Annotated in this window: 22 protein-coding genes; 10 read left to right on the plus strand and 12 right to left on the minus strand. The window is 65.3% G+C overall.

Annotation, left to right across the window (positions count from 1 at the left end; genetic code table 11):
• The 7 genes from I6F17_RS06485 to I6F17_RS06515 form a co-directional block, all read right to left on the minus strand.
• Positions 1–705: an ABC transporter ATP-binding protein gene (locus I6F17_RS06485; protein ID WP_057028850.1), complete on the minus strand. Its 705-nt coding sequence runs from the start codon at positions 703–705 to the stop codon at positions 1–3.
• Positions 702–1,493, minus strand: a complete 792-nt coding sequence (locus I6F17_RS06490) for an ABC transporter ATP-binding protein (protein ID WP_109144118.1) — start codon at positions 1,491–1,493, stop codon at positions 702–704. Before I6F17_RS06490 ends, I6F17_RS06485 begins: the two co-directional genes overlap by 4 nt.
• A complete protein-coding gene (locus tag I6F17_RS06495) occupies positions 1,490–3,379 on the minus strand; it encodes an ABC transporter permease (RefSeq protein WP_225124294.1) in 1,890 nt (629 codons plus the stop codon). The genes I6F17_RS06490 and I6F17_RS06495 overlap by 4 nt, the downstream gene beginning before the upstream one ends.
• A gap of 165 nt (positions 3,380–3,544) precedes the next feature.
• Complete coding sequence (locus I6F17_RS06500) at positions 3,545–4,747, minus strand: ABC transporter substrate-binding protein (protein ID WP_225124295.1); 1,203 nt, start codon at positions 4,745–4,747, stop codon at positions 3,545–3,547.
• Between the two features lie 36 nt (positions 4,748–4,783).
• Entirely contained in the window at positions 4,784–5,368 is a 585-nt protein-coding gene (locus I6F17_RS06505) for an amino acid synthesis family protein (protein ID WP_025035619.1), read from the minus strand.
• A 15-nt stretch (positions 5,369–5,383) separates the two neighbouring features.
• Positions 5,384–6,280: a UPF0280 family protein gene (locus tag I6F17_RS06510; RefSeq protein WP_225124296.1), complete on the minus strand. Its 897-nt coding sequence runs from the start codon at positions 6,278–6,280 to the stop codon at positions 5,384–5,386.
• Entirely contained in the window at positions 6,277–7,734 is a 1,458-nt protein-coding gene (locus tag I6F17_RS06515; RefSeq protein WP_225124306.1) for a 6-hydroxynicotinate reductase, read from the minus strand. The genes I6F17_RS06510 and I6F17_RS06515 overlap by 4 nt, the downstream gene beginning before the upstream one ends.
• A gap of 265 nt (positions 7,735–7,999) precedes the next feature.
• Between I6F17_RS06515 and I6F17_RS06520 the strand changes: the two genes are divergently transcribed.
• Together I6F17_RS06520 and I6F17_RS06525 are read left to right on the plus strand one after the other, a co-directional pair.
• Positions 8,000–8,482 (plus strand): (2Fe-2S)-binding protein, encoded by a 483-nt coding sequence (locus tag I6F17_RS06520; RefSeq protein ID WP_225124297.1) that lies wholly within the window; start codon positions 8,000–8,002, stop codon positions 8,480–8,482.
• On the plus strand, positions 8,482–12,009 hold the full coding sequence (locus tag I6F17_RS06525) for a molybdopterin cofactor-binding domain-containing protein (protein ID WP_225124298.1): 3,528 nt from the start codon (positions 8,482–8,484) through the stop codon (positions 12,007–12,009). The genes I6F17_RS06520 and I6F17_RS06525 overlap by 1 nt, the downstream gene beginning before the upstream one ends.
• A gap of 140 nt (positions 12,010–12,149) precedes the next feature.
• Here the strand turns inward: I6F17_RS06525 and I6F17_RS06530 are convergent, their stop codons facing one another.
• Positions 12,150–13,118, minus strand: a complete 969-nt coding sequence (locus tag I6F17_RS06530) for a catechol 2,3-dioxygenase (protein ID WP_225124299.1) — start codon at positions 13,116–13,118, stop codon at positions 12,150–12,152.
• Positions 13,119–13,483: 365 nt separating this feature from the next.
• On the opposite strand from I6F17_RS06530, the gene I6F17_RS06535 reads away from it, so the two are divergent.
• The 3 genes from I6F17_RS06535 (at position 13,484) to I6F17_RS06545 (ending at position 16,424) form a co-directional block, all read left to right on the plus strand.
• On the plus strand, positions 13,484–15,223 hold the full coding sequence (locus I6F17_RS06535) for a DUF87 domain-containing protein (RefSeq protein WP_225124300.1): 1,740 nt from the start codon (positions 13,484–13,486) through the stop codon (positions 15,221–15,223).
• 105 nt (positions 15,224–15,328) lie between these two features.
• The gene (locus I6F17_RS06540; protein WP_036001422.1) at positions 15,329–15,910 is read left to right on the plus strand and encodes a peroxidase-related enzyme; all 582 of its coding nucleotides are present in this window, start codon (positions 15,329–15,331) and stop codon (positions 15,908–15,910) included.
• Positions 15,911–15,920: 10 nt separating this feature from the next.
• Positions 15,921–16,424, plus strand: coding sequence for an MgtC/SapB family protein (locus I6F17_RS06545; RefSeq protein ID WP_036001373.1), 504 nt, complete (start codon positions 15,921–15,923; stop codon positions 16,422–16,424).
• Here the strand turns inward: I6F17_RS06545 and I6F17_RS06550 are convergent.
• From I6F17_RS06550 to I6F17_RS06560, 3 genes are all read right to left on the minus strand, one after another.
• The gene (locus I6F17_RS06550) at positions 16,421–18,973 is read right to left on the minus strand and encodes a cation-translocating P-type ATPase (protein ID WP_225129703.1); all 2,553 of its coding nucleotides are present in this window, start codon (positions 18,971–18,973) and stop codon (positions 16,421–16,423) included. The genes I6F17_RS06545 and I6F17_RS06550 overlap by 4 nt on opposite strands.
• The gene (locus tag I6F17_RS06555) at positions 18,970–19,137 is read right to left on the minus strand and encodes a hypothetical protein (protein ID WP_167361653.1); all 168 of its coding nucleotides are present in this window, start codon (positions 19,135–19,137) and stop codon (positions 18,970–18,972) included. Before I6F17_RS06555 ends, I6F17_RS06550 begins: the two co-directional genes overlap by 4 nt.
• 241 nt (positions 19,138–19,378) lie before the next feature.
• Complete coding sequence (locus I6F17_RS06560; protein WP_193375040.1) at positions 19,379–19,522, minus strand: hypothetical protein; 144 nt, start codon at positions 19,520–19,522, stop codon at positions 19,379–19,381.
• A 231-nt stretch (positions 19,523–19,753) separates the two neighbouring features.
• Here I6F17_RS06560 and I6F17_RS06565 point away from each other — a divergent pair, with 231 nt between their 5' ends.
• Positions 19,754–19,909 carry a hypothetical protein gene (locus tag I6F17_RS06565; RefSeq protein WP_165637160.1) on the plus strand — a complete coding sequence of 52 codons (156 nt, stop codon included), beginning with the start codon at positions 19,754–19,756 and terminating at the stop codon, positions 19,907–19,909.
• Positions 19,910–19,920: 11 nt separating this feature from the next.
• Here the strand turns inward: I6F17_RS06565 and I6F17_RS06570 are convergent, their stop codons facing one another.
• Entirely contained in the window at positions 19,921–20,550 is a 630-nt protein-coding gene (locus I6F17_RS06570; RefSeq protein ID WP_225129701.1) for a ParB-like protein, read from the minus strand.
• 322 nt (positions 20,551–20,872) lie between these two features.
• Here I6F17_RS06570 and I6F17_RS06575 point away from each other — a divergent pair, with 322 nt between their 5' ends.
• The 4 genes from I6F17_RS06575 to I6F17_RS06590 all read left to right on the plus strand — a co-directional run bounded on the left by I6F17_RS06575 (position 20,873) and on the right by I6F17_RS06590 (position 23,419).
• Positions 20,873–21,214, plus strand: a complete 342-nt coding sequence (locus I6F17_RS06575) for a hypothetical protein (protein WP_225129699.1) — start codon at positions 20,873–20,875, stop codon at positions 21,212–21,214.
• 234 nt (positions 21,215–21,448) lie between these two features.
• Positions 21,449–21,736: an acyl carrier protein gene (locus tag I6F17_RS06580; protein ID WP_007592476.1), complete on the plus strand. Its 288-nt coding sequence runs from the start codon at positions 21,449–21,451 to the stop codon at positions 21,734–21,736.
• A gap of 10 nt (positions 21,737–21,746) precedes the next feature.
• Positions 21,747–22,217: a 3-hydroxyacyl-ACP dehydratase FabZ family protein gene (locus I6F17_RS06585; RefSeq protein ID WP_036001387.1), complete on the plus strand. Its 471-nt coding sequence runs from the start codon at positions 21,747–21,749 to the stop codon at positions 22,215–22,217.
• Positions 22,214–23,419, plus strand: a complete 1,206-nt coding sequence (locus I6F17_RS06590) for a beta-ketoacyl-ACP synthase (protein WP_036034420.1) — start codon at positions 22,214–22,216, stop codon at positions 23,417–23,419. The genes I6F17_RS06585 and I6F17_RS06590 overlap by 4 nt, the downstream gene beginning before the upstream one ends.
• Positions 23,420–23,439: the final 20 nt, after the last annotated feature.

Genomic DNA, 23,439 nt, shown 5'->3' on the forward strand with positions numbered 1-23,439 from the left:
TCACAACGACAGATGCGCGTCGCGGATATCCGGGCGCGCGTCGAGCTCGGCCATGGTGCCGCCGAAGCAGATGCGGCCGCGCTCGATGATGTAGGCGCGATCCGAAATCAGCCGCGCGAAATGCAGATTTTGTTCGGAGACGACGATGCTGACGCCTTCCTTCTTCATGGTCAGGATGGCATCGACCATCTGCTCCACGATCTTCGGCGACAGGCCCTCCGACGGCTCGTCCAGCAGCACCAGCGAGGGATTGCCCATCAGCGTGCGCGCGATGGTGAGCATCTGCTGCTCGCCGCCGCTCATTCGTCCGCCCGGGCGGTTCTTCATCTCGCCCAGGTTTGGAAACAGCGCGAACAGCTTTTCGCGCGTCCAGTGCGGCGCGTTCGGACGCTTCGGCTGGCGGCCGACTTCGAGGTTTTCCTCGACGGTCAGGTCCGTGAAGATGCGCCGCTCCTCCGGCACGTAGCCAAGGCCCTCGCGCACGATCTCGTGTGTCGGTTTCGTCGAGACGTCCTTGCCCTCGAACGTGATGCGGCCGGAGCGCTGCGCGACGAGGCCGACGATCGAGCGGAACGTCGTCGACTTGCCGGCGCCGTTGCGTCCCAGCAGTGCCACGACCTCGCCCTCGCCGACCTCGAAGCCGATGTCGAACAGGATATGCGCCGGACCATAATGGCTGTTGAGGTCCTGCACCGTGAGCTTCATGTGGAGGCTCCCTCGCGGTGGCGGGAATCGTAGACCAGGCCCTCGCCGAGATAGACCGCCTGCACCTGGGGATTGCCGCGCACTTCCGCCGGCGAGCCCTCCGCGATCAACGTCCCGCGGTTGAGCACGAGGATGCGGTCGGCATGCTCGAACACCACGTCCATGTCGTGCTCGGTGAAGAGCACGCCGATGGATTTTTCCCGGGCAATGCGCGCGGTCAGCCGCATCAATTCGACGCGCTCGCGCGGTGCCATTCCGGCCGTCGGCTCATCCATCAGCAGCAGTTTGGGCTGGTTGGCGAGCGCAACCGCAAGCTCGAGCCGCTTGAGATCGCCATAGGCAAGCTCGCCGCAGGGCCGGTCCGCATAGCCGCCCATGCCGACCAGCTCGAGCAGGCGGCCGGCCTCGTCGCGATCGAACTTCGGCGCCGAGCCGAACAGATTGAACAGCTGCTTGCCGTGCGAGATCAGCGCGACCTGCACGTTCTCGCGCACGGTCATGGTGGCGAAGGTCGCGGTGATCTGGAATGTGCGGCCGACGCCGAGCCGCCAGACCTCACGCGGCTTCCGGCCGGTGATCTCCTCGCCGAGCAGGCGGACGTGGCCGCTATCAGGCATGTTCTGGCCGTTGAGCATGTCGAAGCAGGTGCTCTTTCCCGCGCCGTTCGGTCCGATCAGCGCCAGGATCTCGCCGGCCCGCAGCGAGAACGAGACGCCGCGCACGGCATGGATGCCGCCATAGGATTTGGTCAGGCCTTCGACCGCGAGAAGTGGAGGTGCGACGCTCATTCGGCAGACTCGATCGGCTTGGCGAGCAAAGGTGATCCCGGCGGCGATGCTTTCTTGCGGCGCTGCGCCAGCATCTCCAGCGTGCCGACGATGCCCTTGGGGAAGACGACGACGATCAGCATGATGAAGCCGCCGAGCACGAGCTTCGACAGATCGGTCTGGCTCACCAGCCAGATGTTCAAAGCCTTGTAGACGATGGCGCCGATCACCGCGCCCGACACCGTCTCGACGCCGCCGAGCAGCACCATGACCAGCGCGTCGACCGAGAGCGAGATGCCGAGATTGTCGGGGAACACGCTGCCCTTCAGGTAGGCGAACAGCGCACCGCCGATGCCGGCGGTCGTGCCGGCGATCACGAAGGCGGTCCACTGGATGCGCTTGGCATCGATGCCGATGGCTTCGCTGCGCAGAACCGAGTCGCGCGTGGCACGAAGCGCGTAGCCGAACGGCGAGAACACCATGGCCCGCAGCGCGACAGTCACCAGCGCCGCGACGCCGAGCGAAAGCCAATAGAAGCGCGACGGACTTGCCGCCCAGCTCGATGGCCAGAGGCCGAGAATGCCGTTGTCGCCGCCGGTCACGTCCACCCACTGGAACGCGATCGACCAGACGATCTGCGCGAAGGCGAGCGTCAGCATTGCAAAATAGACGCCGGAGAGCTGCACCGCGAAGAAGCCGAACACGGCCGCACCCATGCAGCCGAGCAGCGGCCCGAGCAGCAGGCAAACGATCATCGGCAGTCCCGCCATCTTGGCGAGGAAGGCGATGCCATAGGCGCCCAGGCCGAAATAGGCGGCGTGCCCGAACGATGCCAGGCCGCCGACCGACATCAGGAAGTGCAGACTGACGGCGAAGATCACGAAGATCGCGATCTCCGAGCCCACGGTCAGCAGATAGTTGCCGGCGAACAGCGGCAGCATGGCCGCGACGATCAGCGCCGCAAGCGCCATCAGCCGCTCGTTCGAGGTCAGCGGCCGCCAGGGATTGACGGTGAGACCCGGCGTCTTGCGCGCGGCCGCCTCCGGCTTGCCGAACAGGCCCCAGGGACGCACGATCAGCACCACGGCCATCACCAGGAATACAAGGATGATGGAGATCTTCGGGAAGATCAGGATGCCGAAGGCATTCAGCTCGGAGACCAGCACTGCCGCGACGAAGGCGCCGACGATGCTGCCGAGGCCGCCGATCACGACCACGACGAAGACCTCGACGATGATCCGCAGGTCCATGGCGTGGTGCACGGCATCGCGCGGGATCTGAAGCGCGCCGCCGAGCGCTGCGAGGAAGACGCCGACGGCGAACACTGATGTGAACAGCCACTTTTGGTTGACGCCAAGCGCAGCCACCATGTCGCGGTCCTGCGTCGCCGCGCGCACCAAGACGCCCCAGCGCGTGCGCTGGAACAGCAGCCAGAGAATGCCGAGCACGACCGGTCCGAGCACGATCAGGAACAGATCGTAGCTCGGAATGTTCTGGCCGAAAAAGTCGATCGCGCCCCTGAAGCCCGGTGCGCGGCGGCCGACGAGATCGTCGGGCCCCCAGATCAGCACGACGAGATCCTCGACCATCAAGGTCAGGCCGAAGGTCGCGAGCAGCTGGAATAGTTCGGGGGCATGATAAATGCGGCGGAGCAGGACCATCTCGACGATGACGCCGATGACGGCCACTGCGAGCGCCGCCAGCACGATGCCGCCCCAGAATCCGAACGCGCCGGACAGTCGCTCTGTGAGCGTGAAGGCGATGTAGGCGCCGATCATGTAGAAGGCGCCATGCGCGAAATTGACGATCCGGGTCACGCCGAAGATGATCGACAGGCCCGAGGCCACCAGGAACAGCGACGCTGCGCTGGCGAGACCGGTCAGAAACTGTACGACATAAAAGGCCATCGGCGATCCGGGTTAGGTTTGAAGTCACCTCTCCCCGCTCTTGCGGGGAGAGGTCGAATTGCGGAGCAATTCGGGTGAGGGGCTCTCTCCACCAGCGCGGGGGCGTGGAGAGAGCCCCTCACCCCAACCCTCTCCCGCGAAGAGCGGGGCGAGGGAGAAACAAACTCAATCCTTCGGGCGCAGCTTGGCGACTTCGGCGTCGCTCGGCAGATAGTCCGCGCCCTTCTTGTAGGACGAGTCCACCATCACGCCCTTGCCGTCCTTCAGCGCGGTCTTGCCGACGAACGCCCCCAGCGTCGACTGGTGATCGATCTTGCGGAAGGTGATCTCGCCGAACGGCGATGGCATCGACAGCCCCTCCGCCGCGGCAATCAGCTTCTCCGGATCGGTCGAGCCTGCCTTCGTCAGGATCGCGGCGGCCGACTTGATGGTCTGGTAGCCGACGATCGAGCCGAGACGCGGATAGTCGTTGTACTTGGCCTGGTACGCCTTCAGGAACGCATCATGCTCTGGCGTCTTGATCGAGTACCAGGGATAGCCGGTGACGATCCAGCCCTCCGGCGTCTCGTCCTTGAGCGGGTCGAGATATTCGGGCTCGCCGGTGAGGAAGGAGACGACCTCGCGCCCCTTGAACAGGCCGCGGGTGTTGCCTTCGCGCACGAGTTTGACGAGATCCGCGCCGAACGTGACGTTGAGGATCGCTTCCGGGTTGGCGGCGGCAACCGCCTGCACCACCGGGCCGGCGTCGATCTTGCCCTGCGGCGGCCATTGCTCGTCGACCCACTGGATGTCGGGGCGCTTCTCCGACATCAGCTTCTTGAACACCGCGACCGCCGACTGGCCGTATTCGTAGTTCGGCGCGATCGTCGCCCAGCGTTTCGCCGGCAGCTTGCTGGCAGCTTCCACCAGCATCGCCGCCTGCATGTAGTTGGAGGGACGCAGGCGGAAGGTGTATTTGTTGCCCTTGGACCAGGTGATGGCGTCCGTGAGCGGCTCGGCGGCCAGGAAGAACACCTTCTTCTGGTTGGCGAAGTCAGAGACCGCAAGACCGATGTTCGACAAGAACGTGCCGGCGAGCATCGCGACGCCCTCGCTCGAGACGAGCTCGTTGGCCGCGGTCTGCGCATCGGCCGGCTTGCCGCCGTCGTCCTTGGAGATGACGACGAGCTTCTTGCCGTTGATGCCGCCGGCCGCGTTGACTTCCTCGACCGCAAGCTGCCAGCCCTTGCGATAGGGCTCGGTGAACGCCGGCAGCAGCGAATAGCTGTTGATCTCGCCGATCTTGATGTCCTGCGCCAGGGCCGAATGGGCCATGCCGCCTGCCAGAAGCGCGAAGGCCGCGCCGACGATAGTATTTCTTGCTCGCATCCCAACCTCCAATTTGAACTCGCCTACGACTTCTATCTATCTCAGACCGTCTTCGCCCTTGATCTCCGCAACCGTCAGCCCGCCGACGCGCGGCAGCGGACGGCCGCTGTCGGTGACGGCGACCGCGACCATGATCTCGTTGGCGCGCGGCGCATCGTTGATCTGTACCTCCATCCCGTCGAAATGGCTGCGGACGAAGGCTGCGTCCTTGTGCCCCAGCGGAATGTCCAGGGTCGTGCCGGGGCCGCTGCGCTTCTTCGAGGACGGGATCAGCGCCGCGCCCTTGCCCAGAACTTTACGCACCGGCGCGCCCATCTTGGGGTGGAGGATGGCGGCGGCGTGCTCCAGCTCGCCGTTCTCGCCGACGGCCGCGGCCTTGCCGTAGCTGTGCGCCTTGGCGCCATCGATGCCGAGCGCCGCCACCGCGCGCTTCGACAATAGTTCGCCCAGCTCCTCGCCGATCGCGATCAGCGGCGAAAGATCCTCGACATATTTTCCGGCGAAAGGATTTTCGATCACAGCGATCGCGGCGGCGCGCCGGGTCGGCGGCGATACCTGGCGTCCCATCTCCATCTGCGTCTCTTCGACGACGGTGACGATCTTGCGGATGATCGCGCTCATGTTTCGCTTCCCTGTTCAGGCATGGACCGCGTTCTCCAGCACACGCGGGCGCGATCGTTGCTCTTCTATATCCTTTGTTCCGATGACAAGCATATCACCACAAAGCCGCAGCACGGCACCTTCGATCAGTCCGCGATCGAACAATTGCCGTGCACATTCCGCGCCAGATTCAAGCGCGGCTGCGATCTCATCGTGAGACAGCTCGCCGACACCGCGCGTCACAAGGCGAGCGCCGAGATCGCTGTCGGGCTGAAGCTCCTTCGCAGGCTGTCGGATGATTGCGGGATGCCCGGGCAGATCGACGGCATTGGCGATCACGGTCGCGGCCGCATCCGCCTGCGAAGCGGTTGCGGCCAGCACGGTCACGGCATCGGCGATCCCGAGCGAAAAGCTGCGGCCGTGCCGGCCGCTGGTCGCGACGCCCCGCACCGGATCCTCCGCATCGATCCGCATCGTCCGCATCACGCCGTCACGGTCGGGCCGATCCATCAGGCCGGCCGAAAAATGCTCACCCTTGCCGAGATGCAGCGCAATGTCGCCGCCATTGTTGACGTAAGCCCGATCAAGCGTCGCAGCGCGCAGCATCGCAGCCAGAATCTCCTCCGCGACACTACCGGCAACGGCCGCCATCGGCGTGATGAAGCAATCCGCGGCATAGGGCGCGACAGCAGCGTGCATGCGGCGGGCGACAACGCCCTTCAGCGAGGTCTTCTCCTCGACCGCCGTACGCAGCCCTGGCAATTCCGCGCAAAGCTCGTCGAGCAATCCAGTGAACCGCAGCGCCGCAGCCTCATAGGCGACCCGCACCGCATCCGCACGTCCCCTCGCCTCCACGATCAGATCGATCGGTCCATCCTGCAAATGCAGCCGCCGGCCATCAGACAGCAATGCGATTTGCGGGCGCCTGGTCATGTGCGAGGCCCCGGAATCGGGTTCTGCCAGGGCAATTGGCGGACATCGTCGCCGCTCTGCACCTCGGAGAGCGGCTTCACATAATCCATGTGGCCACCGAGCGCGGCATAGTCGGACAGCTTCATGGTGAATTCGATCGGCGCGACCAGGGCCGGTGTCGGCACATAGCCGAACGCGCCTGATGGCATCTGCGTCACGTCGACCATGTAGGTGATGCCGCCGCCGGGCCAGACATAGACCGGCGCGCCGCCGCTGGTAACACGCGTCAGCGCATCTTTCACCGAGCGCGTCAGCCGCACCGGATTGTCGGTGACGCCGGCGCGCAAGGAGCCGCCCGCGCCCGCCATGAACAGCACGGTGCACAGCGCGGGCTCGCAATTCTCCTGGATGCGCTCAACCGAAAACTTCAGGTCATCAGGCATCTCGGTCTCGACCGGCTTCAAGGCCTGGTCGAGCACGTAATAGGACGAATGCTCTCCGGTGGTGGAGACCATCAGCATGGTCAGACCGGGCTTTGCTTCCTTGGGATCGAACGGGCCAAGGATCGACAGGGGATCTGAGATGTTGGTGCCGCCCCAGCCCGTGCCTGGATCGGCCACCTGGAAATAGCGGCCGGGCGTCGAGCGACGGCCCTTCATCTTGATGCCGGTGTCGGCGATGTCGAGCAGCTTGCCGGCCTGATGCTCCGAGAGCACGCCGGTGATGTGGTCGTCGACCACGACGACTTCGTCCACCTTGCCGTGCCATTGCTTGGCGAACATGCCGATCGTCGCCGAGCCGCAGCCGACGCGCATGCGCTCTTCCTTCACGCCGTTGACGATCGGCGGCTGGCCGGCCTGAACCACCACCGTGGCGCCGCCGTCGATGGTGAGCTCCACCGCCTTGCAATTGGCGAGCTCCATCAGCGTATCGCAGGTGACACGGCCCTCCTTCTTGGAGCCGCCGGTGAGATGATGCACGCCGCCGAGCGACAGCATCTGCGAGCCGTATTCGCTGGTCGTGACATGGCCGACCGCCTCGCCCTGCGCGCGCACGGTCGCGGTCTCCGGGCCGAGATAGCGGTCGGTGTCGATCTTCACCTTGATGCCGCAATAGGAGAAGATGCCCTCGGTGACGACGGTCACCATGTCGACGCCGTCGACCTCCGCAGAGACGATGAACGGCGCCGGCTTGTAGTCGGGATAGGTCGTGCCTGCCCCGATCGCCGTCACGAAAGTCGAGGGCTCATGGACGATCTTGCCGTCCCAGTCCTCGGTGCGGCTGAACGGGACGAGCTTGCCGCCATGAGAGACGGTGCGCTCCAGGATGACGTGCGGATCGACGCGGACGAGCTTGCCGTCGTGATTGGCATAGCGATCGCAGGCCCCGGCTGCGCCGGGCTTGATGTAGCACATCACCGGACAAGCATCGCAGCGGATCTTGTCGATGACGGCGCTCGTCGTTTCTGTCACCATGTCGGAGCCGGCGGACACCGCTGTTATCATTCGTATACGAACGATGTTGCGCGCGCTGCCCCGGGGCTGTCAAGCGGCGGTGCAGCGCAAAAGATGCCACTGCCGCATAAAACCTCATTTGCCTATCCGCCCTGTCCACAAAGAAGGCACCCGCGCTGCAGTGCGGCATGCACGGCTTGCACGTTTGTGTACAAACGGTATCGTCGCGGCGTCCGATTTTCGCGATTGCATGATCTTGGATATCGTCTTGGGCTTGGGAACGAGGATGACGCAGACACCGATCCGCCTCACCGTGAACGGCAGGATCCACGAGGTCACGGCAGCGCGCGACACGCCGCTGCTCTACGTGCTGCGCAATGATCTCGCGCTGAACGGCCCGAAATACGGCTGCGGCTTGGGCGAATGCGGCACCTGTACTGTCCTGATCGACGGACTGGCGGCACGCTCCTGCGTGATTCCGGTGAGCGGCTGCGCCGGGCGCGACATCGTGACGCTCGAAGGCCTCGGCACAAGCGACAAGCCCGACGTCGTGCAGCAGGCCTTCATCGACGAGCAGGCCGCACAATGCGGCTATTGTCTCAACGGCATGATCATGACCACCAAGGCGCTGCTCGCGATCAATCCGCGACCGACCGAACAGGAGGCGCTTTCGGCCTTGCGCTACAATCTCTGCCGCTGCGGGACGCATGTCGAGATCCTCCGCGCGGTGATGCGCGCATCGGGTCAGCTCACCGAGGCCGCAGATTGATGGCCTCTTCTGCTTCGAACGGAGCTGAGCGTGCGGGTTCGCTCATCGTCGCGCGCAGCGTGGACGAAGTCACATCGGAGACCTTCGTCCGCATCACCGCGGATGGTTCGGTCACGGCCTATAACGGCCATGTCGATCTCGGCACCGGCATCCGCACTGCGCTGGGCCAGATCGTCGCCGAAGAGCTCGATGTTTCCTTTGCCCGCGTCGTCGTCGTGCTCGGCGACACGGCATTGGTGCCGAACCAGGGCGCGACGATTGCGAGCGAAACCATCCAGATCACGGCCGTGCCACTGCGGAAGGCCGCGGCGCAGGCGCGGCACTTCCTGATCGCGCGCGCGGCGGAACGCCTGGACTTGCCCGAAGCCGAGCTCAGGATCGAGGACGGACTCGTTCGCGGCCACGACAACCGAAGCATCAGCTATGGCGAGCTCATCGGCGACGAGGCAATCCGCCTCGAGCTGGCCGATGACGCCATGCTCAAGCCTGTCGGCGATTACGCGATCGTCGGCCAGTCGGTGCCGCGCGTCGATCTACCCGCCAAAGCCACGGGCGAGCTGACTTTCGTGCACGACATCCGCGTGCCCGGGATGGTGCATGGCCGCGTGGTGCGGCCGCCCTATGCTGGCGTCGATGCCGGACCGTTCGTCGGCACCAGCCTCATTGCGGTCGACGAATCCTCCGTGCGCGACATTCCCGGCCTTATCGCCGTCGTGCGGATCGGCGATTTCGTCGGCGTCGTCGCCGAGCGCGAGGAGAATGCGATCCGTGCGGCAGAGCAGCTCAATGTGAGCTGGAAGCCGACGCCGACGCTTACCGATCTTGGCGATGTCGAGACGGCCCTGCGTGCCAATCCATCGACGCCGCGCACGCTGATCGACAAGGGCGAGGTCGACAAGGCGATATCAGCCGCGGCCAAGCCGATGCAGCGCACTTACGTCTGGCCGTATCAGATGCACGCCTCGATCGGCCCTTCCTGCGCCGTCGCCGACTTCCAGGACGGCAACATCCGCGTCTGGTCGGGCACGCAGAACCCGCACGTGCTGCGCGGCGACCTGGCGCTGCTGATCGAGCGTCCCGAGAGCGAGATCGAGGTGATCCGGCTGGAGGCCGCCGGCTGCTACGGTCGCAACTGCGCCGACGACGTCTCCGCCGATGCGCTCCTGCTGTCGCGCGCCGTCGGCCGTCCTGTCCGCGTGCAGCTGACACGTGAGCAGGAACACGCCTGGGAGCCCAAAGGCACCGCGCAGCTCATCGACGTCAATGGCGGCCTCGACGCCGACGGCAGCATCGCTGCTTACGACCTTGCTACGCGCTATCCCTCGAATGCCGCGCCGACGCTTGCGCTGCTGCTGACGGGCCGCCTCTCGCCCGAGCCCGCGGTGCTCCAAATGGGCGACCGCACCGCGATCCCGCCCTATGATTACGAGCACATGCGCGTCGTTGCCCACGACACGCCGCCGATCGTGCGGGCCTCCTGGTTCCGCGGCGTCTCGGCATTGCCGAACACCTTTGCGCATGAATCTTATATCGACGAAGCCGCAACCGAGGCCGGCGTCGATCCGATCGAATATCGTCTGCGCTACCTGAAGGATCAGCGCGCTGTCGATCTCGTCAATGCTGTGGCCGAGCGCGCGGGCTGGACGCCCCGCCCCGTTCGCGAGGAGAAGGACGGCGAGGTCGTGCACGGCCGCGGCTTTGCCTACGCGCTCTACGTCCACAGCAAGTTTCCGGGCTATGGCGCGGCGTGGTCGGCCTGGGTTGCCGACGTCGCGGTGAACAAGACGACCGGCGACGTCAGCGTGACGCGCGTCGTCGCGGGACAGGATTCCGGGTTGATGATCAACCCGGACGGCGTGCGCCACCAGATCCAGGGCAACGTCATCCAATCCACCAGCCGCGCGCTGATGGAAGAGGTGTCGTTCGAGCGCGGCACGGTGGCCGCGCGCGAATGGGGCGCCTACCCCATCATCCCCTTCCCCGACGTGCCCAAGATCGACGTGCTGATGCTGCCGCGGCAGAATCAGCCGCCGCTCGGCGTCGGCGAGTCCGCCTCGGTGCCGAGCGCGGCGGCGATCGCGAACGCCATCTTCGATGCCACCGGCGTGCGCTTCCGCGAGCCGCCGTTCACGCCTGAGCGAATCCTAAAGGGATTGCACGGCGAAGCACCGGCGACACCGCAGTCCCTGCCTGCGCCGGCAGCCCCGCCTCCATCGCGTATCTGGGAAAATCCGTTCGCCAGCCGCGCCGGCATCTTTGCAACGATCGCAGCCGTCTGCACCGCCGCGATCGGTATCGGCGCGGCGCTCCTTCCCGGCCGCGCCATCGCGCCGATCACCCGGCCGGATGCATCGGTCTATTCCGCAGCGACAATCGCCCGCGGCGCGCAGCTCGCCGCGCTCGGCAATTGCGCGGAGTGCCACACCGCCGTCGGCGGCGCTCCCAACGCCGGCGGACGCGCCTTGGAAACGCCGTTCGGCACGATCTACGCGACCAACATCACGCCCGACGTCGAGACCGGCATCGGCGCCTGGTCCTACCCCGCGTTCGAGCGCGCCATGCGCGATGGCCTGCATCGCGACGGACGCCAGCTCTATCCGGCCTTCCCCTACACGCATTTTGCAAAGACCAGCGACGCCGATCTGCAGGCGCTCTACGCTTATCTGATGGCGCAGCCTGCGGTGCGCGCGACGACGCCGGCGAATGCGCTCGCCTTCCCGTTCAATCTGCGCCCGCTGCTCGCGGGCTGGAACGCGCTGTTCCACCGAACCCACGAATTCAAGCCGGACCCGTCAAAGTCCGAGCTTTGGAATCGCGGCGCTTATCTGATCGAGAGTCTCGGCCATTGCAGCGGCTGTCATTCGCCCCGCAACGCCCTCGGCGCCGAGCAGCGCAACGCCTATCTCGCCGGCGGCTTCGCCGAGGGGTGGGAAGCGCCGGCGCTGACCTCGCTCTCGCACGCGCCGATTCCGTGGAACGAGGAGGAGCTCTACGCCTATTTGCGCACCGGCCATTCGCGTTACCACGGCGTCGCGGCCGGCCCGATGGCGCCTGTTATCCGCGACCTCAAGGCTCTGCCCGACCAGGACATCCGTGCGATGGCGGTCTACCTCAACTCGTTCAATGACACGGCGATCGACCAACAGGCGCAGGATGCGCTCGCCACCAAGCTCGAAAGCACAACGGCAGTGACCGTCGCCTCCTCCGCGGGCGCGCGCCTCTATCAAGGCGCCTGCGCGGTCTGCCACGAGGTCGGCGGCCTGCCGCTGTTCGGCACGCGGCCCTCGCTCGCACTCAACAGCAACCTGCACAGCGCCACGTCGGACAATCTGGTGCAAGTGATCCTGCATGGCATCGCTGAGCCCGTCTCGAGTGATCTCGGCTACATGCCCGCGTTTGGGAATAGCATGAGCGACGCGCAGATCGAGGAGCTCGTCAGCTTCCTGCGCCGGCAGTTCGCACCTAGCAAGCCGGCCTGGACCGGCGTGCGCGAGACGATCGCAAAGGTGCGGGCGTCAACGCACTAGACAATTCATTCCGTCATTCCGGGGCCCGAGCGCAGCGAGGGAGCCCGGTATCCAAAACCACCAGCCGGGGTTATGGATTCCGGGCTCGCCGCTTCGCGTCGCCCCGGAATGACACCGCGTGAAGCGTCAGGGATACAGAACTACGCGTGCTTCTTCACCTCCACCGGCGGCGTGCCGTGGGTGTGGAAGGACTCGATCGTCTTCAATCCCCAGGCCTGGCCCTTCTTGCGCTCCTCCTCGGTCCACACGATCGGCTTCCAGTCGGGCGCGAGAATGAGACGCGCGCCGGCATTGGCGACTTCGACGCGGTTGCCGCCGGGCTCATAGACATAGAGGAAGAAGGTCTGCTGGATCGCGTGCTTGTGCGGCCCGGTCTCGATGTGCACGCCGTTCTCTAGAAAAATGTCGGCGGCGCGCAGAATCTCCTCGCGGCTGTCGAGCGCGTAGGTGACGTGGTGGAAGCGGCCCGGCACGCCCGAGTGATCGAGCGAATAGGCGAAGTCGTAGCTCTTGTTCGACATCGTCAGCCACATCGCGGCCTCACGGCCGTCGTTGAGTACGATCTGCTCGGTGAGGCGGCAGCCGAGGTAATTCTCGAAGAACTCGCGGTTGGCCTTGATGTCGACGGCGAGGCAATTGAGATGATCGAGCCGGCGGACGTTGGCGCCGCGCGCCGGAAAGCGCTGCGCCTGGTTCTTTAGTGCGGGCTTGAGCTCCGGCGGCGCCTGATACCATTCGGTCTCGTAATAGAGCTCGACGATGTGGCCATCGGGGTCGCGGCAGCGGAAGGTCGGCCCCTGCCCCATGTCGCCGTCGATCCAGCCGATGTCGAAGCCGGATCCCTTCAGCGCGGCGACGCGCCGCTCCAGCGCCTGCTGGCTGCGCGCACGGAGCGCCATGTGGCCCATGCCCGAGGTCTTCGACGCCGTGAGCTTGAGCGAATAGCGCTCGTAATCGTCCCAGCCGCGCAAATAGACCGACTCGCCCTTCTGTCCGCTGACGGTCATGCCCATGACATCGACGAAGAACTTCAGGCTCTCGTCGGGCTTCGGCGTCAGCAGCTCCATGTGGCCGAGGTGGGCAAGGTCGAGGATCGGTTCGGGCTGCATGGCTTCCTCCTGGAGCAGCGCCGGGCTGCGCGGCGCCTCATTTGTACTAATGTACAAATCATTAGGTCCAGTCAACAAAGCAACCGATGTCCCTGCTGCGATCAGCGCCTGACCGCCATCCACCGGACCAAGCGGGCAGCCTGCCCGAATGGTAAACTCTTCCTTAAGGACCATCTCACCTGAAAGGTCCGGAAAATGCAGCATTTTCCCGGCGATTTTGCCAATAAGCAGGCATTGGCGGCGAGGCTCCGGACCGAATTACCGCGGATTTAACGGAGCCGGCGCGTCCGGCGTTTAACCGTTTGTGCAGCGACGGCCACGCATAGTCCAGGCAACTCCCCTTGCTCTTGCCAGGTTCATTCATCGTGACATCCTTTGGACGCGTGATTTCGGTTCGCGGGTCGCTCGCCCGGGTTGGGCTTCTGGCGGAAAGCCGGATGCCGATCTCGGAGGTGCGGGCCACCGTCGGCCGGTTCGTCAGCATTCGCTGCGCCAGCTCGGTCATCGTTGCGATGATCACGGAGGTCTCCTGCGAAAATCTGTCGAGCTCCGACAATTACATTGCCATCGCCTCGGTCGACCTGCTCGGCGAGATCCTCAATGCCGCGGACAAGGCCAAGTTTCAGCGCGGCGTCACCAACTATCCGACCATCGGCGATGCCGTCGACCTGATCACGAGCCAGGAGCTGCGCACGATCTACGCGCCGACCGGCTCGGACCAGATCAATGTCGGCTTCCTGCAGCAGGACCGCTCGGTCATCGCCTATGTCGACGTCGAGGAAATGCTGTCCAAGCATTTTGCCGTGCTGGGATCGACCGGCGTCGGTAAATCGACCGGCGTCTCGCTGCTGCTCAACGAGATCCTGAAGGCGCGGCCGAACCTGCGCATCTTCCTGCTCGACGTGCACAACGAATATGGCCGCTGCTTCGGCGACCGCGCGCTGGTGCTCAACCCGCGGAACCTGAAGCTGCCGTTCTGGCTGTTCAACTTCGAGGAAATCGTCGACGTGCTGTTCGGCGGCCGCGCCGGCGTGCCGGAAGAGCTCGACATCCTCGCCGAGGTGATCCCGCTCGCCAAAGGCGTCTACACCCAGTACCAGAACGCCGACCGCATCGGCCTCAAGCGCATCGATCCCAAGCAGATCGGCTATACCGTCGATACGCCGGTGCCCTATCGCCTGGTCGACCTGTTGTCGCTGATCGACGAGCGGATGGGCAAGCTCGAGAACCGCTCCTCGCGCATCATCTATCACAAGCTGATCTCACGCATCGAGGCCGTGCGCAACGACCCGCGCTACGCCTTCATGTTCGACAACGCCAATGTCGGCGGCGACACCATGGCCGAGGTGATCAGCCATCTGTTCCGCCTGCCCGCCAACGGCAAGCCGATGACGGTGATGCAGCTCGCCGGCTTCCCGGCCGAGGTGATCGATTCCGTCGTCTCCGTGCTCTGCCGCATGGCCTTTGACTTCGGGCTGTGGAGCGACGGCGTCTCGCCGCTGCTGTTCGTCTGCGAAGAGGCGCACCGCTACGCCTCCGCCGACCGCAACATCGGCTTCGGCCCGACCCGCAAGGCGGTATCGCGCATCGCCAAGGAAGGCCGCAAATACGGCGTCTATCTCGGCCTCATCACCCAGCGCCCCGCCGAGCTCGACGCCACCATCATCTCCCAGTGCAACACGCTGTTCACGATGCGCCTCGCCAACGACCGCGACCAGGCGCTGCTGCGCGCCGCCGTGTCGGACGCCGCCGCGAACTTGCTCTCCTTCGTGCCGTCGCTCGGCACCCGCGAAGTGCTGGCGTTCGGCGAAGGCGTGGCGCTGCCGACCCGCTTGCGCTTCAAGGAGGTGCCGCCGCACCAATTGCCGCGCGGCGAGGCCACCATCTCGAGCGTGCCCTCCGTCACCTCCGGCCACGACATGCATTTCGTCAGCGCCGTGCTCGAACGCTGGCGCGGCGCCACCTCGCAGCGCGACGTGCCGAACGACCCCGTGTTCTCGGCACCGCCCGCGAAGACGATGTCCAGCCTAGAAGCCCCGATGCTACAGCCCTCGATGGGCCTCGATCCGGACCGCTTCTCGCTGCTGAAGAAGCCGCTGCGGTAAGGCTTCGCTCCATCCACATCCTTCGTCGCGGCCACTTCGGACCGGCAGATTGAGCCCGCCTTCCGCATCGACTATGGTTCCCGCCCCAAGCCGGAATCCATGCCCATGACAAAGACCGCCGCGCAACGCTTTCCCGCCCCCGCCCTCGACACCCTGCCCGACGACATCCGTAAGCGCCTCCTTGCCGTGCAGGAGAAGAGCGGCTTCGTCCCGAACGTGTTCCTGACGCTGGCCTATCGCCCCGACGAGTTCCGCGCCTTCTTCGCCTATCACGACGCGCTGATGGAGAAGGACGGCGGCCTCACCAAGGCCGAGCGCGAGATGATCGTGGTGGCGACGTCGGCGGCCAACCAGTGCCAATATTGCGTGATCGCCCATGGCGCGATCCTGCGCATCCGCGCCAAGAACCCTGTGATCGCCGACCAGGTCGCGATCAACTACCGCAAGGCCGATATCACGCCGCGGCAGAAGGCGATGCTCGATTTCGCCATGAAGGTCTCGGCAGACGCGCAGCGGATTTCCGAGGATGATTTCGTAGCGCTCGCGCCCCACGGCTTCAGCGACGACGACATCTGGGACATCGCCGCGATCTCCGCCTTCTTCGCGCTGTCGAACCGGCTGGCGAATTTCACGGGCATGCGGCCGAACGAGGAGTTCTATCTGATGGGCCGCCTGCCGAAGACGTAGTCGAGGCGCCATGACCGAGCTCGATTGGCCCGAAATCCTGCTACGCCTCGGCACGGCCACGCTTGCCGGCGGCGCGATCGGCCTCAACCGCGACCTGCACGGCAAGCCGATCGGGCTGAAGACGCTCGGCATCGTCGGGCTCTCCACCGCGAGCGTGGTTCTGCTCGCATTGCAGCTCGCCGAACCGGCCAGGGTCGTCGACGCCGCCAGCCGTGTCATCCAGGGCATCCTCACCGGTATCGGCTTTCTCGGCGCCGGCGTCATCGTGCACCAAAGCACCGGGTTTCGGGTTCGGGGCCTCACCAGCGCCGCCTGCACCTTCCTTGCCGCCTGCCTCGGCATCGTCTGCGGCGCCGGACAATGGAAGATCGTCGTCGTCGCCCTGGCGCTGGCCTTCGTGCTGCTGACGATTGGCCGCCGCCTCGAGCGCCGGCTGCATCGCATGCTTGGCGGCAAGGAAGATCCTCAGCGGACGGAGACCTCGCCGAGCTCGGGTCAGCGGGAGAGCGATTAGAATCGCAACCGTCGGCCCCAAAACGGCTTCAGCAGTTCGAGCACCGTGAGCACCAATAGTCCGGCGCCGAGTGTGATCATCAGATCGTCAACATGCAGCGGACCGAAGCGAAACAGGCCGGAGGCCGGCGGCCAGAACAAGGCTGTGGCGAGAACGAGCGCAATCAAGAGGAAGATCCAGAGCAATGCCGCGTTCGGACGGAAGAAGGCAGACAAGAACGATGCGCTGAAGGATCGATTGACCAGCACCAGCGCGAGGACGCAGACGACGAGCGCGATGAATGCGAGGGTGCGAGCCTCCTCGGGCGGAAGGCCGGAACGAAGCGCTGCGACGAAGATCACGGCGATCAAGGCGAAGGCCATCGTGCCTTGCAGAACGCTCCAGGCGATCAGGGGCCACGAGAACAGCTCCGCATCGGCACGCCGCGGCGGACGCTTCATGACGTCGCGCTCCTCCCGCTCGGCCTCGAACACCAGCGAGCAGACGGGATCGATGATCAGCTCCAGAAAGGCGATGTGTACCGGGCCGAGCACCAGCGGCAGCCCGAACACCAGGGGAAGCAGCGCAAGACCCGCGATCGGCACGTGGACGGCAAAGATAAAGGCCATGGCCTTGCGCAGATTGTCGTAGATCCGGCGACCGAGGCGGATGGATGCGACGATGGAGCTGAAGTCGTCATCGAGCAGGACGATCGAGGATGCCTCGCGAGCGACGTCGGTGCCGCGGCCACCCATCGCGATTCCGATATGGGCGGCCTTCAGCGACGGCGCGTCGTTGACGCCGTCGCCCGTCATCGCGACGATCTCGCCGCTGCGCTTCAGCGCCTGGACGATCCGTAGCTTCTGCTCCGGCAGAACCCGCGCGAAGACGTTCACCTTCCTGACGCGTGCCTCGAGCTCGCGGTCGTCAGCGAGCTTGACCTGCTCCCCGGTCGCGACCTCATCGACGTCGAGCCCGGCTTGCGCGGCGATCGCCATGGCGGTCGCCGGATAGTCGCCCGTGATCATGACGACGCGGATGCCGGCCGAACGGCATTCGCGAACCGCCTCCGGAACATGAGGCCGCAACGGATCGGCAAGCCCGACCAGGCCGACGAAGCGAAATACAAAAGCCTCCTGGGATGCCGGCAGGGAAGCCTCATCGCAAACGGCAACCGCCATCCCCAGCACCCGGAGCCCGTCCTTCGCCATTGCCCCGACGGCAGCTTGCACGGCCTCCCGATCGGCCTCGTTCAGCCTGCACAGGCGCGCAATTGCTTCCGGCGCGCCCTTGGCGCATGCGACGAGGTCCGCCCCTCCGGCTGTCCGCCAAACCTGGGTCATGGCCAGCAGCTCGGGGCGCAGACCATAGGTGCGCACCAGCGTCCGCTCGCCATCCATCGCGTCGCCGTCCCGCAGGACACCACGCGCGAACGAATGCAGCGCCTTCTCCATCGGATCGAACGGCTCCGGAGAGCTTGCCAGTGCCCCGCAGCGCGCCAGCTCTGCGAATTCGCGCCCGACCTGATCGGGTCCGGACGCCTCCGCGCGCAGGCGCGCGCCGTCCAGCAGGCGCAGCTCGGCGACCGACATCTGATTCTGCGTCAGCGTTCCGGTCTTGTCGGTGCACAGGATTGTTGCTGAGCCGAGGACCTCGATGGCGGCGGCGCGCCGCGTCAGGACGCGGGCCTGCGAAATCCGCCACGCACCCATTGCCATGAACACCGTGAGCACGACGCCGAATTCTTCCGGAAGCATCGACATACCGATGGCGACGCCTGCCAGCAGCGCCTGCAGCCAGTCGCCGCGCGAGACGCCGTAGAGCACAATCGCGGCCAGGCTGATGATGGTGCCGCCGAGGAAGCAGAGCCGCACCAGCCTTGCGGTCTGTTGCTGAAGCCGCGGCGGCTCGGCCTGCAAGCCGCGAAGCGACAGCCCGATTTTCCCGATCTCGCTGCGCGGCCCGGTGGCCTCGACCAGCGCCAGCCCCTCGCCGCGCACGACGAGCGAACCGGAATACACGAATGGCTGATCCTCGCCGCCGGGCCGGTGAGCGGCCGCCGTGACCTTGTCGGCGGTCTTCTTGCGGACGGGCACCGACTCGCCGGTCAGCAGGGACTCGTCGATCTGCAAGTCCCGCGCTTCGACGAGCGCGGCGTCGGCGGGAACGCGATCGCCTTCACCGAGGACGAGAAGGTCGCCCTGCACGACCTCGCGGCCGGCAATTCGCCGGCGCGCACCGTCACGCACCACCAGCGCTCGCGGGCTGGTCAGGTCGCGCAAGGCTTCCAGCACGCGCTCGGTCCGGGTTTCCTGCACCACCGTGATCACGATGGACATCGCCCCGAACGCCAGCAGGATCACCGCCTCCTTGAGATCGCCGAGCACGAGGTAGATCAGCCCGCCGCAGAGCAGCAGCAGGAGCATCGGCTCGCGCAGCACTTCCACCACGATGCGCAGCGGGCTGCGTCGTTCCGGCCGAGGAAGTTCGTTGGGGCCGTCTGCCGCGAGCCTCGCCCGCGCCTCGGTCTCACTCAGACCGGCCGCACCTCCGCGTTGCACCTCGCTCACGGTTTCCGCCGCAGGCTCCAGAAGCTGCCGGCACCGACGATTGCGGTGGCGAGCAGGACGGCGACGAAGGTCTGTATGATGGTGAAGTTCAGCGCGTCGCGCGCGACGAACAGCGCCGTGATCGCGCCGGCGAGGACAAAGAGGATGCGAAAGATGACGCTCATGGCCGTGCCTCCAAGATCTGCATGACAAGATCTGCATGACTTGGAGCCCGGGGCCCTCCCATCGGGGCACAACGCTGTCTCTGCAACCATGCAGGCAGACCTTAGCCGGTCAGGGCGAGGCAAGTTTGCGACAGGTCAAGCCTGACCCGGCCATCATCTGTCGACGACCGCGACGTGATGTCCACCCAGCAGCCAACAGTCAACAGCCGCTGCATCGCTCGCGGCTGCGAGGCGTATGCAGCTAGCGCTTTGCCAGCAGCTCGAGCGCCGGAGCAAAGCGCTCCGCGAACGTCAACGTCTTGGCGTGGTGGACTGCGGCAAAGGATGCAGAGATTCCCGCCGAAGCGACCGCGAGCAAGGCAACTACGAAAGCCAGACGGCGCATGTTCGCCTCCTGTATGAGCTCGACTACCCCATAGAGATGGGGCCGCTCTGTTTCAGGACGGTTTCGTGGGCGGGGAAATTGATTTCGCTCAAGCGGCTGTGATGAGATCCCGCTTATCTGGGTACATTGAGTAACCAACTAACTGGGGTCGACGTGTTTTGGAGCGGCGGCCGTGCTTGGAATTACGCGCAGCAGCATTCGCCGGAATGGGAGTCATCGAGGACTACGCAAATGAAGATCGTGATCCAGAAGCTCAATGGCCTGTGGCACCTCATCGTCGGATCGAGCCAGATCCGAACGCCGTTCCTGGACACCCAGGACCGCGCGCTGGTGGTCACTTACGCCCGCCGCGCCTATCCCGGCGCCAGGATCTTCCAGCGCGACTGACGTGAATACCCTCAGTCGTCGTCCGCCGGGCCGCACCAGCCGGGCAGATAGATCGCATTCTTGCTTCTGGCCGCGACCATCGCCTTCTCGAGCGCCTTGTCGAAATCGGCCTCCACCGCCTTGCGCGAGACCTGCCGGCGCAGGAAGTCGGCCCACAGGAATTCGGAGAACGGCGTGGTGTCCTTGGCGAAGCCGCCCATGCGGCGCAATTCGCCGGCAAGACTGCGGAACGGATCGTCCTTGAGGTCGGCCACCGATTTCGGCAGGTCGCGGAACGAGCGCCGCTCGCCCTTGGCGTCGTAAGGATAGACCCAGCGCTTGTTGTCCATGACGCCCCAGAACGCCTCGCGCTCCACCATCCCGAGATCGCCGACGACGGTCACCAGCACCTCCTTGACGCCTTCATCGTGCAGTGCGCGGCCGAGGTGATGATGATCGATCACGTAGTAGCGCGCGTCGGGACCGTAAACGACGGGGATCATGTGCTTGCCGAGCAGATCCGCCTGCTTCTTCTTGCTGTGCTCGCGCCAGCGCCTGCGCTTCTCCTTGACCTCGCGCATGCCGACCGTCATCTGCGTCGGCCGGAGCGACAGGATCGGAACCGGATGCACTCTCGGCTCGCGCGCGTTGGTCGTGGTCATGGTCGAAGGCCCTGGCATGCAACGAACGGTTCGGGTTCCCGCGACTATGCCACGGGTCCCGCGGTGGCAAAATCCGTTCGGAAGACGGGCAGATCACAAGTCGATGCCGGCCGGTAAAAAAGACGTCCTCAATGGCTGTCGCTATGCGCGCGTTGCAGCGCAACGCTCGGGACGGACACGACGGCCCGTTGCTGGATCGCGGCACACCGGTCCATGCGCAAATAGTACGAACGCACAAATGCATCCTGGAATTGCAAAGATTTACTGCAACGCGTGCCTCACCTATGCTATCTAGATCGCTGCTTCGGAGTGATCCCCGACCATGAACAACCAGCGGCCCATAAGCTCTGATGAGGAGCACCGGGTGCTCCAGTTCAGGCCGCGCACCCCGCCTGCCCCAAGGGTCCAGCGCGGTAATGGCTCCGTGCAACCGCTTCGCCTCACGCCCGAACGGCTGGACCTGTCGCGCTACGAGCAGCCGCGTGCCGAGTCCGACAATTACCGGCAGCGCATGCTTGCCAACATCGCAGCACTCGCCTTCACCATCGCGCTGACGGCGATCGGGATCTGGCTCGCGGTCAGCATCGCCGACCTGCGCCGGACCCAGGATTGCGTGCTGATGGGTCGCCGCGACTGCGTCAAGATCACGACGCCGCATATTTAGGGACCGGCCCGGCACGGACCTCGCGGCGGACGGACCCAGCCGGCATCCCCAGCCACGTCCGATGCTGTCCCCTGAGGCCTGCCCGGCTCCATTGAACTCAAGGCGGCGCTCCGATATACGGGCTTTCGACCCGGCCAGAGGGGGGTTTGAGGGCGTCATCAGGGGCGCGATGCCCAGCCACCGTGCCACTCTGGACAATCTGACAAATACCTACAATATATCAAAGGCTTAGTGATGTCATCCACATTCGATCAGGTCGCCACGATCATCGCTGAAACCTGCGACATCCCGCGCGACACGATCACGCCAGATAGCCATGCCATCGATGACCTCGGCATCGACAGCCTCGATTTTCTCGACATCGCCTTCGCGATCGACAAGCAGTTCGGCATCAAGCTGCCGCTGGAGAAGTGGACTCAGGAGGTCAACGACGGCAAGGCGACCACCGAGCAGTACTTCGTGCTCAAGAACCTGTGCGCCCGCATCGACGAATTGGTTGCGGCCAAGGGCGCGAGCGCCTAAGGGCGCAGTCATGCAACTCGAATACTTCCACATGATCGATCGCATCGTCGACCTCAAGGTCGACGAGAAGACGATCGTCGTCGAAGCGCAGGTCCCGCAGGAAAGCACCATCTTCGAGGGGCACTTCCCGGGTTATCCCTTGATGCCCGGCGTGCTCCTGATCGAATCGATGGCGCAGGCCTCGGGCTGGCTTCAACTCGGCGTGTTCCGATTCGAACGCATGCCGATCCTGGCCGCCGTGAAGGAGGCCAAGGTCCGCGGCTCGGTCTTCCCCGGCGACCTCATGAGCATCGAGGCGAGCCTCACCCATGAAGGCTCCGGCTATGCCATGACCGAGGCCAAGATCCGGGTCGGCGGCAAGCTGCGCGCCAATTCGGCGCTGACCTTCACGCTGATTCCCTTCCCCAATGCGGATATGCGCGGATACATGGCGAAGGTCGCCGAGCGCGTCGGCTTTCCGCAACAGGCCGTATCGTCATGACTGACACTCCCGCTTTGAAGCCGGGCCAGACCGAGGTCTGGATCACCGGCATTGGACTCGCCACCTCGCTCGGCGAGGGCCTCGACGCCAACTGGGCCGCGCTTTCCGAGAAGCGCATCAATGTCGACGAGAAGGGCTTTGCGCCCTACATCGTGCATCCCTTGATGCCGGTATCCTTCGACAGCCAGATCCCGAAGAAGGGCGACCAGCGCCAGATGGAAGCCTGGCAGCGCATCGGCACCTATGCCGCCGGTCTTGCGCTCGATTCCGCCGGCATCAAAGGCAACAAGGACATCCTGTCGAAGATCGACATGGTCGTCGCCGCCGGCGGCGGAGAGCGCGACATCAACGTCGACAGCGGCATTCTCACCGCCGAGGCCAAGGGCGCTAACGCGCCGGGCTTCCTCAACGAACGGCTGATGAGCGATCTCAGGCCGACGCTGTTCCTGGCTCAGCTCTCCAATCTGCTCGCCGGCAACATCGCCATCGTGCACGGTCTGGGAGGTACCTCGCGCACCTTCATGGGCGAAGAGGTCGCCGGCGCCGACGCCGCCCGCATCGCGCTCGCGCGCATCGCCTCGGGCGAGAGCGACATCGCGCTGGTCGGCGGCTCGTACAACGGCGAGCGCAAGGACTTGCTCGTCCTCTACGAGTTCGGCGACTTCAACCTGAAGGACAAGTTCGCGCCCGTGTGGGCGCGCAAGGACCATCCCGGCTTCGCGCTCGGCTCGGCCGGCGCCTTCCTGGTGCTGGAATCGAAGGCGCATGCGGAAGCGCGCGGCGCCAAGCCATTCGCAAAGCTGTCGAGCGTCGTCGCCGACCTCGCCAAACGCAAGCAGCCCGGCGACATGACCGCGACGCTCGAGAAGCTGTGGGACAAGCTGCCCAGGCGCGAGGGCAAGGGCGCGATCATCACCGGGGCGACTGGGGCGGAGCCTGCGACCTCGGACGAGCGCGACTTCCTGAAGAACCATGCCGACTTTCCGGTGCGCTCGACCGGCACGGTGTTCGGCCACGCCATGGAAACGCAATTTCCGCTCGGCATTGCCCTCGCTGCATTGTCGATCTCGCGCGGAGCGCTGTTCCCGCCGAATGATTCCACGGGGACCGAGATTGAAATGCAGGGCGCGCCCACCCAGATCGTGGTGGTGGGAGCCGGACACTGGCGCGGCGAAGGCATGGCGCTGGTCGAGGCGGTTTAATCAGCTCAAGCGGGGATCGA

This window comes from Bradyrhizobium sp. NBAIM18, from assembly GCF_020193825.1.
Classification (GTDB): domain Bacteria; phylum Pseudomonadota; class Alphaproteobacteria; order Rhizobiales; family Xanthobacteraceae; genus Bradyrhizobium; species Bradyrhizobium yuanmingense.

Bases quoted from the DNA above. Each gene is read 5' to 3' on its own strand.
- I6F17_RS06540 (WP_036001422.1), top strand. From the start codon at position 15,329: ATGACAAAGACCGCCGCGCAACGCTTTCCCGCCCCCGCCCTCGACACC.
- I6F17_RS06560 (WP_193375040.1), bottom strand. From the start codon at position 19,522: ATGCGCCGTCTGGCTTTCGTAGTTGCCTTGCTCGCGGTCGCTTCGGCG.
- I6F17_RS06575 (WP_225129699.1), top strand. From the start codon at position 20,873: ATGAACAACCAGCGGCCCATAAGCTCTGATGAGGAGCACCGGGTGCTC.
- I6F17_RS06520 (WP_225124297.1), top strand. From the start codon at position 8,000: ATGACGCAGACACCGATCCGCCTCACCGTGAACGGCAGGATCCACGAG.
- I6F17_RS06590 (WP_036034420.1), top strand. From the start codon at position 22,214: ATGACTGACACTCCCGCTTTGAAGCCGGGCCAGACCGAGGTCTGGATC.
- I6F17_RS06490 (WP_109144118.1), bottom strand. From the start codon at position 1,493: ATGAGCGTCGCACCTCCACTTCTCGCGGTCGAAGGCCTGACCAAATCC.
- I6F17_RS06525 (WP_225124298.1), top strand. From the start codon at position 8,482: ATGGCCTCTTCTGCTTCGAACGGAGCTGAGCGTGCGGGTTCGCTCATC.
- I6F17_RS06585 (WP_036001387.1), top strand. From the start codon at position 21,747: ATGCAACTCGAATACTTCCACATGATCGATCGCATCGTCGACCTCAAG.
- I6F17_RS06485 (WP_057028850.1), bottom strand. From the start codon at position 705: ATGAAGCTCACGGTGCAGGACCTCAACAGCCATTATGGTCCGGCGCAT.
- I6F17_RS06580 (WP_007592476.1), top strand. From the start codon at position 21,449: ATGTCATCCACATTCGATCAGGTCGCCACGATCATCGCTGAAACCTGC.
- I6F17_RS06500 (WP_225124295.1), bottom strand. From the start codon at position 4,747: ATGCGAGCAAGAAATACTATCGTCGGCGCGGCCTTCGCGCTTCTGGCA.
- I6F17_RS06505 (WP_025035619.1), bottom strand. From the start codon at position 5,368: ATGAGCGCGATCATCCGCAAGATCGTCACCGTCGTCGAAGAGACGCAG.
- I6F17_RS06510 (WP_225124296.1), bottom strand. From the start codon at position 6,280: ATGACCAGGCGCCCGCAAATCGCATTGCTGTCTGATGGCCGGCGGCTG.
- I6F17_RS06570 (WP_225129701.1), bottom strand. From the start codon at position 20,550: ATGACCACGACCAACGCGCGCGAGCCGAGAGTGCATCCGGTTCCGATC.
- I6F17_RS06545 (WP_036001373.1), top strand. From the start codon at position 15,921: ATGACCGAGCTCGATTGGCCCGAAATCCTGCTACGCCTCGGCACGGCC.
- I6F17_RS06530 (WP_225124299.1), bottom strand. From the start codon at position 13,118: ATGCAGCCCGAACCGATCCTCGACCTTGCCCACCTCGGCCACATGGAG.
- I6F17_RS06495 (WP_225124294.1), bottom strand. From the start codon at position 3,379: ATGGCCTTTTATGTCGTACAGTTTCTGACCGGTCTCGCCAGCGCAGCG.
- I6F17_RS06515 (WP_225124306.1), bottom strand. From the start codon at position 7,734: ATGGTGACAGAAACGACGAGCGCCGTCATCGACAAGATCCGCTGCGAT.
- I6F17_RS06555 (WP_167361653.1), bottom strand. From the start codon at position 19,137: ATGAGCGTCATCTTTCGCATCCTCTTTGTCCTCGCCGGCGCGATCACG.
- I6F17_RS06565 (WP_165637160.1), top strand. From the start codon at position 19,754: ATGAAGATCGTGATCCAGAAGCTCAATGGCCTGTGGCACCTCATCGTC.